Below are 923 nucleotides of genomic sequence, written 5' to 3'. Positions count from 1 at the left end.
TGGACCGGCATTCCCACAGAAACGGCTTCAGCCCCTCCACTTGATCCTACCGGCATCAGCCGGTCAGTCATTCAGGTATTTTCTAACTCTAAATTCGTTAAAATAATTAATAATCGAATTGGTTCCGTGGCTAATCGATGACGGCATATCTGGATATTCAAACGAAGCGTAAACTGCAAAATTAGAATTCTTAGGCATTCTATCTATATCTATACGGCCATGACCATATTCATCAATTTTGAGTTTTACAGCATTTCCTGACCCAACACGCCCGTGAAATTTGAATCTCTTTATGTTGGAGCCACCTTTCGAATGAATAAATATCGATACATTTTTATCGATCTGTCTCTTGGTCTCTATTTCTAAAATCCAAGATAGAGAAGTTCTATCTTCACGTATGTTGGTCGCTATTGGATAGATTTGCAACTTATAACGAAGGCGCTGGTATAAGGCCTTAATGGTTTCAGGGGCGATGATTAGAGCCAAAACGCCAGTCATCACTTGCAGAAGGGCAAGCCAATCTGAGAAATTAAAAACATCATTGAAGAACTTGGTCATAGCCCTGTTCTCATTTGTAGTTCGATGTGCGGCATTCGATCTGGATTGCAAGCGAGCATGTGCTCCATAGAAAGTGGGCAGTCAACGCCATAGCCTTACGCTCAAAACCTGTAACCTTTGCGCCATGCCTGCATAGGCATTGCCGTCTAGCTCAAAAGATATATTGACTCACTTATGATCTAGATCATATATAGATACATATCTTATGAGCTAGAAGGATAATCAGATGAGTCGTATCGCTTACTATCGTTGCAGCACGGGCGACCAGAGCATCGAAGCGCAGCGGAAAGCCTTAGAGCCCAACCGAAAATTATGTTGAGTGATTTCAGCGAGCTGTGATTCTCTGTGGTTTAGGAAGACTACGG

The 923-nt window shown here is 42.5% G+C and carries 1 protein-coding gene; it reads right to left on the bottom strand.

Annotated features, from left to right (window positions below):
* Positions 1-63 precede the first annotated feature (63 nt).
* Positions 64-558: a hypothetical protein gene (locus L3X40_RS21965; RefSeq protein ID WP_237367452.1), complete on the bottom strand. Its 495-nt coding sequence runs from the start codon at positions 556-558 to the stop codon at positions 64-66.
* Between the last annotated feature and the right edge of the window lie 365 nt (positions 559-923).

The organism is Rhizorhapis sp. SPR117 (assembly GCF_021742065.1).
This window is presented reverse-complemented; position numbering and strand designations above follow the sequence as displayed.

Bases quoted from the DNA above. Each gene is read 5' to 3' on its own strand.
- L3X40_RS21965 (WP_237367452.1), bottom strand. From the start codon at position 558: ATGACCAAGTTCTTCAATGATGTTTTTAATTTCTCAGATTGGCTTGCC.